General features: G+C 41.4%; 7 protein-coding genes. 3 read left to right on the top strand and 4 right to left on the bottom strand.

The window, feature by feature from the left end:
• Positions 1-628: FAD-dependent oxidoreductase (locus QZY09_RS06505; protein ID WP_295669821.1), on the top strand; the 628-nt coding region annotated here is incomplete at its 5' end.
• A gap of 204 nt (positions 629-832) precedes the next feature.
• On the opposite strand, the gene QZY09_RS06500 is transcribed toward QZY09_RS06505, so the two are convergent.
• Together QZY09_RS06500 and QZY09_RS06495 are read right to left on the bottom strand one after the other, a co-directional pair.
• Entirely contained in the window at positions 833-1,369 is a 537-nt protein-coding gene (locus tag QZY09_RS06500) for an RNA methyltransferase (protein WP_295669818.1), read from the bottom strand.
• A gap of 119 nt (positions 1,370-1,488) precedes the next feature.
• Entirely contained in the window at positions 1,489-2,661 is a 1,173-nt protein-coding gene (locus QZY09_RS06495; protein WP_295669815.1) for a galactokinase, read from the bottom strand.
• Positions 2,662-2,834: 173 nt separating this feature from the next.
• Between QZY09_RS06495 and QZY09_RS06490 the strand changes: the two genes are divergently transcribed.
• Entirely contained in the window at positions 2,835-3,125 is a 291-nt protein-coding gene (locus tag QZY09_RS06490; protein WP_295669811.1) for a YciI family protein, read from the top strand.
• A 70-nt stretch (positions 3,126-3,195) separates the two neighbouring features.
• Here QZY09_RS06490 and QZY09_RS06485 read toward each other — a convergent pair whose 3' ends face one another.
• Together QZY09_RS06485 and QZY09_RS06480 are read right to left on the bottom strand one after the other, a co-directional pair.
• The gene (locus QZY09_RS06485; protein WP_295669808.1) at positions 3,196-3,942 is read right to left on the bottom strand and encodes a hypothetical protein; all 747 of its coding nucleotides are present in this window, start codon (positions 3,940-3,942) and stop codon (positions 3,196-3,198) included.
• Positions 3,943-4,031: 89 nt separating this feature from the next.
• Positions 4,032-4,895 (bottom strand): aldo/keto reductase, encoded by an 864-nt coding sequence (locus QZY09_RS06480; RefSeq protein WP_295669805.1) that lies wholly within the window; start codon positions 4,893-4,895, stop codon positions 4,032-4,034.
• A gap of 133 nt (positions 4,896-5,028) precedes the next feature.
• Between QZY09_RS06480 and QZY09_RS06475 the strand changes: the two genes are divergently transcribed.
• On the top strand, positions 5,029-5,327 hold a 299-nt coding region (locus QZY09_RS06475; RefSeq protein ID WP_295669802.1), incomplete at its 3' end, for a DUF6526 family protein.

Genomic DNA, 5,327 nt, shown 5'->3' with positions numbered 1-5,327 from the left:
TACCGAAGTACTTGAAGCAGAGATTGTGTTGTCAGCTGTGGGTATTTCAACCAACCTGGAAGGTATCGGCCTTGAAGAGGCGGGTGTAAAAACTGATAAAGGAAAAGTATTGGTTGACGACTATTACCGCACCAATATTGAAGGCGTTTACGCCATTGGCGACATTGTTAAAGGACAGGCCCTTGCGCACGTAGCATCGGCAGAAGGTATTACCTGTGTTGAGAAAATTGCCGGACTGAACCCAGAGCCGATCAACTATAACAACATCCCGGGCTGTACTTATTGCTCACCGGAGATCGCATCTGTAGGGTATACCGAAAAAGCAGCAAAAGAAGCTGGTTACGAAATAAAAGTTGGGAAGTTCCCTTACTCTGCTTCGGGCAAGGCGAGTGCAGCAGGGGCTAAAGACGGTTTTGTAAAACTGATATTTGACGCCAAATACGGCGAATTTTTAGGCGCCCACATGGTCGGTCATAACGTTACTGAATTGATCGCCGAGGTAGTTACAGCGCGCAAACTGGAAGCAACCGGTCACGAGATCATTAAATCGATACATCCGCACCCAACCATGAGCGAAGCAGTTATGGAAGCTGCCGCAGACGCATATGGCGAGGTGATACACCTTTAGTTCATGGTTGATGGTTCATAGTTCGTGGTAGGTGCGGATTAGTTCATGGTTCATGGTTCATGGTTCATGGCAGCTACAAATGGCTGTGAGCTATGAACCATCGTCTTTTGTTCGTAATTAATAATAGCTATAAATGGCTATGGGCTAATATTCTTTTTTTAGTCCATGGCATTTGCATAAAAACGATGAACTATGAACCATCAACTATGAACCAAAAGACATCTTCGAAAACAAATCCCACAAAACGATCCCGGCAGATACGACGATATTAAAAGAATGTTTGGTGCCAAACTGTGGAATTTCGATACAGACATCAATTTTTGCCATTACCTCATCGCTTACCCCATTTACTTCGTTACCGAATACCAGGGCGTATTTTTCTCCCTTTACAGTTTCAAAATCCTGCAACATGGTACTGTTCTCCGCTTGTTCAACAGCGACTATCGTGTAACCTTCTGAACGCAATTGATCAACAGCCTGCACAGGGCTATCAAAATATTCCCAAATGATAGATTGTGTGGCGCCGAGTGCTGTTTTTTCTATTTCGCGGTGAGGCGGCCTGGCGGTAATACCGCATAAACACATTTTTTCGACAGCAAAGCCGTCTGCCGTGCGGAAGATCGAGCCGATGTTATGCCTACTGCGCACATTATCAAGCACCACCACCACCGGAAGCTTTTCCCCGGCTTTAAATTCAGCTATAGTTGCACGGTTAAGCTCGTCGAGTTTTAGTTTACGCATGGGTTAGAGATTAGAGATTAGTTTTTTAGTTTGAAAGTCCGAAATAAAAAAACCAATCGCAATATCTGAATAAACTTGGAAATTCGTTATTCAATATTTGGTGTTCGATATTATTGATATTAACCTCTGATAACTGATGGTTCCAACTCCCCTACCCCATCGCCAATAAGCGAGCGGTAAACAGAGGGCACATATCCTATTTTGTCGGTGTAATATTCAATAACGTTAGTGCTGAAATCTTCAAAGGCGTTTTCTTTTACCAATGCTATAGCGCAACCTCCGAAACCTGCGCCAGTCATCCTGGCGCCGGCAACATTAACATCGGTTTTGCTGTACGCAACAATAGCATCAAGCTCCTGGCCGCTAACTTCATACAGATCACGTAGCGAATCGTGCGACGCATACATCAACCGGCCGAATTCCGCCAGGTTATTATTGCTCAACGCCACTGCAGCCAGTTTTACACGGTCGTTTTCTTCAATCACATGCTGCGCCCGTTTTAATATAACGCTGTCGGTAATTAAATGGCTATATTGGTTAAAAGTAGCGGTATCAATATCACACAGGTTATTAATATCAAGTTCCTGTTTCAAGGCAGTTAAAGCAGCCTGGCATTCCTGTACGCGTTCGTTATATTTTGACTCGGCAAGTTTGCGGGGTTTGTTGGTGTTGATAATGGCCAGGATATGATCGCCAAGGTTACTATCTACCGCCTGGTAATCAAGGGTATCGCAGTTCAGCATCAGCGCCTTGTTCTTTTCGCCGAAAGCAACAGCAAACTGGTCCATTATCCCGCAGTTTACCCCTATAAAATTATTTTCAACAGATTTAGCCAGTTTTACAAGGTCGAGTTTGGAATAACCGGCGTCAAACAAGTCATTTAAAGCGAAAGCGGTAACCACTTCAATGGAAGCTGAGGACGACAGGCCCGAGCTGATAGGTATATCGCCATAAAAAAGCATATCCAATCCTTGTAAATCATGCCCGTCTTTTAAAAAATATTCAAAAATACCCAGGGGATAGTTGAACCATTTTTCGTCTGTTTTAGTGTAATGATTTTGTAAAGCGATGTCGGGTTTTTCTTCAAAATTTAAACTTCTGAAACGAAGAACACCGTCATTATTTGGTGATACCAGCAAATAAGTTCCAAAAGTAATTGCACAAGGCATTACCAGGCCACCATTATAGTCGATATGCTCGCCTATAAGATTTACACGGCCCGGAGAAAAATAGGCATTCTCGGCTTCTTTATCATATAGTTTATTAAATTCCTTGTACAAGTGGCTCTTCATTGTTGTTTATTTTGATTGGCAAGGCAAATATTAAAGAAATAAATGTAAAATACACATTTATTTTATTTTTATTTTTCTTGTTGCCATAACCTGAATATCTTTTCCAAAATAACATCATTTTTAAATAATTAATGAAATTTGTATTTGTTTTGATAACAATAAAATCATTTACGATGAAACAATATGTAATAACTGCTTATGATTATACTGATGCAGGAGCCCTTGAACGTCGCATGAAAGTACGTCCTGATCATTTTGAAGGGGCAAAGGAGCTCAAAAAGTCCAGTAGTTTTATTTTCGGCGGCGCCATTTTAAACGATGATGGCAAAATGATCGGTTCGGTAATGGTGATGCAGTTTGAAACAGAGGAACAACTGGAAAGCTGGAAACAAACTGAGCCTTATATCACCCAAAAAATATGGGAAACTTATGAAATTAAGCCCTTTAAACTTGCATCTGTATGATACTGCCTGGCATAAAAAAGCCCCCGTTTTTAAATTACGGAGGCTCCCTGTCATTTTTTAATTTAATAACTTATACCCTCGCGCAATCGCCCGAATCAAGCTTGATCACGTATACGGTTCCGTTAAGTGTTAACGTGGCTGTGCCATTGCCATTAAATACAAGCGTCCCTGTATAGCTAAAACTCCCCTTATTGGGCACATCGCCTGTAACAGAAATAGCCGCATTGCCACTGACTATAGTTCGGGAATGTTTCAGGATAGTTAATGAGTTGATCACAATAGCTACGTTGCTATTGCCATGATGAGTAGTGTCAACTTTTGAGCTGAATGAACCAGCACGTTTAAATTCGCCGTTGATCACAAAATCTGTTGCTGTAGGCAATAAACCATTTACCGTAAAGATTGAACTTCCGGAGTTGCTTGAAGATAAATTGGGCCCGTTAAATGAACCGCTGTAAGTGAGCGCGCCCGAAAGGCTGTCGGGTTGGCTGCTGCTGTTACAATCTACCGTATAACTATATTTCAACTTATAACTATATGTAACCGCGGATCCGGCGCTGCTTTGCCTTGAGATGCTGTCTGATTTAATAGTGCCGCAGGCATTAGGCAGGTTGCCAATAGCAATGGCATCAATGGTTGCATCGCCGGCAAGGCTTGCCACACCGTTTGAGTTAAGCGAAACCGAACCGGCAACCATACTTGCAGCTTCGGCGTTTGAAACATTGCCGTTAATAACAGGCGATGTACTACTGTTTTTTTTGCACGCTATTGCGCTCAGCAATAACATGGCTGTAAAAATTAATTGAACTTTTTTCATAATTAACATGGTTTGATAGGGGAATTGCAGTTTGACACCCGTTAATTGAAATGGTTTAAATAAAATCACCCGCTTAAAGTTTTTTTATATTACTGTGGTGAAATACTGTTTAAAAGGGTGATATCTTCGCCTGAAAGCTCAAGAGAAACTGACTGCAAATTTTCTTCCAGGTGGTCAACTTTCGAGGTGCCTGGAATGAGCAAAATATTATCGGCATGGTTCAGCAACCAGTTCAAGGCCACCTGGTGAACCGTTGCATTATGTTTTTCGGCAATTTGCTTTAATATTAACTGGCTTGCCACATTACCTGCATTTAGCGGAAACCATGGGATAAATGCAATATTATGCGCTTTACAATATTGCAATACCTGCTCCCATTTACGATTGTCGACGCTGTACATGTTTTGCACCGACACCACCTCAAAAAAATCCTGTGCTTTTTTTATAGTATCAATGTTCACTTCCGAAAGACCGATATGCCTGATCTTACCCTCATCCTGCGCTTTCTGCAAAAATTCGAAGCTATCTTCTAACGGCACAATCGGGTCAATACGGTGAAGTTGATACAGGGGTATCTGGTCCAGTTTTAAACGTTTCAGACTCCCGTCGAGTGCTTTTTGCAGATGAGAGGGATGCGCATTTACCGGCCATTCATCAGGTCCTGTCCGGAGCAACCCGCCTTTAGTCGCAATTACAAGGTTATCAGGATAAGGAAATAATGCTTCAGCGATCAATTCTTCTGAAATAAAAGGGCCGTAACTATCGGCAGTATCAATGAAATTTACACCGAGTTCCACCGCCTTTTTTAACACCCTTAGGGCTTCATCCTCATTTTTCGGCGGACCCCAAATACCTTTTCCGGTAATGCGCATTGCGCCGTAACCCATCCTGTTAACGGTAAGTTCACCGCCAATAGCAAATGTTTTTTCTACTGAAATGGTTGTATTATTCATAAATAGTTAATTTTTGATTAAAAACATTAACACAAAATTTAAGTATTTGTTCTTTGCCTGTATCAATAAAATATCCTTTTTTAAAAGCCTGTTGATCAATTAATATCTATATTGGCGTAAAAAATAAACCATTATGACAGAACAAAATTATGCCCATCACGCACGTTATGTAAAGGGCTTTCATTTCTTATTAGCTTCATTGTTGCTTATCGGTACTATAACCTCCATCGTCAATATTTATTTGCAGGTTAAAGCCAATGATTCCATTATCGGATCGATACTAATTACCACCTTATTTATATGCGGTATATTGCTTTTCTGGTATGCAAGGCGTTTTGCCGTCACTGTACAGGACAGGGCCATCCGGGCTGAAGAGAGTATCAGGTATTATATATTAACCCACAAAGCCATCGATAGCAAGCTAACTATGGG

It is taken from the genome of uncultured Mucilaginibacter sp. (assembly GCF_903913935.1).
Classification (GTDB): domain Bacteria; phylum Bacteroidota; class Bacteroidia; order Sphingobacteriales; family Sphingobacteriaceae; genus Mucilaginibacter.
This window is presented reverse-complemented; position numbering and strand designations above follow the sequence as displayed.

Bases quoted from the DNA above. Each gene is read 5' to 3' on its own strand.
- QZY09_RS06485 (WP_295669808.1), bottom strand. From the start codon at position 3,942: ATGAAAAAAGTTCAATTAATTTTTACAGCCATGTTATTGCTGAGCGCA.
- QZY09_RS06500 (WP_295669818.1), bottom strand. From the start codon at position 1,369: ATGCGTAAACTAAAACTCGACGAGCTTAACCGTGCAACTATAGCTGAA.
- QZY09_RS06490 (WP_295669811.1), top strand. From the start codon at position 2,835: ATGAAACAATATGTAATAACTGCTTATGATTATACTGATGCAGGAGCC.
- QZY09_RS06495 (WP_295669815.1), bottom strand. From the start codon at position 2,661: ATGAAGAGCCACTTGTACAAGGAATTTAATAAACTATATGATAAAGAA.
- QZY09_RS06480 (WP_295669805.1), bottom strand. From the start codon at position 4,895: ATGAATAATACAACCATTTCAGTAGAAAAAACATTTGCTATTGGCGGT.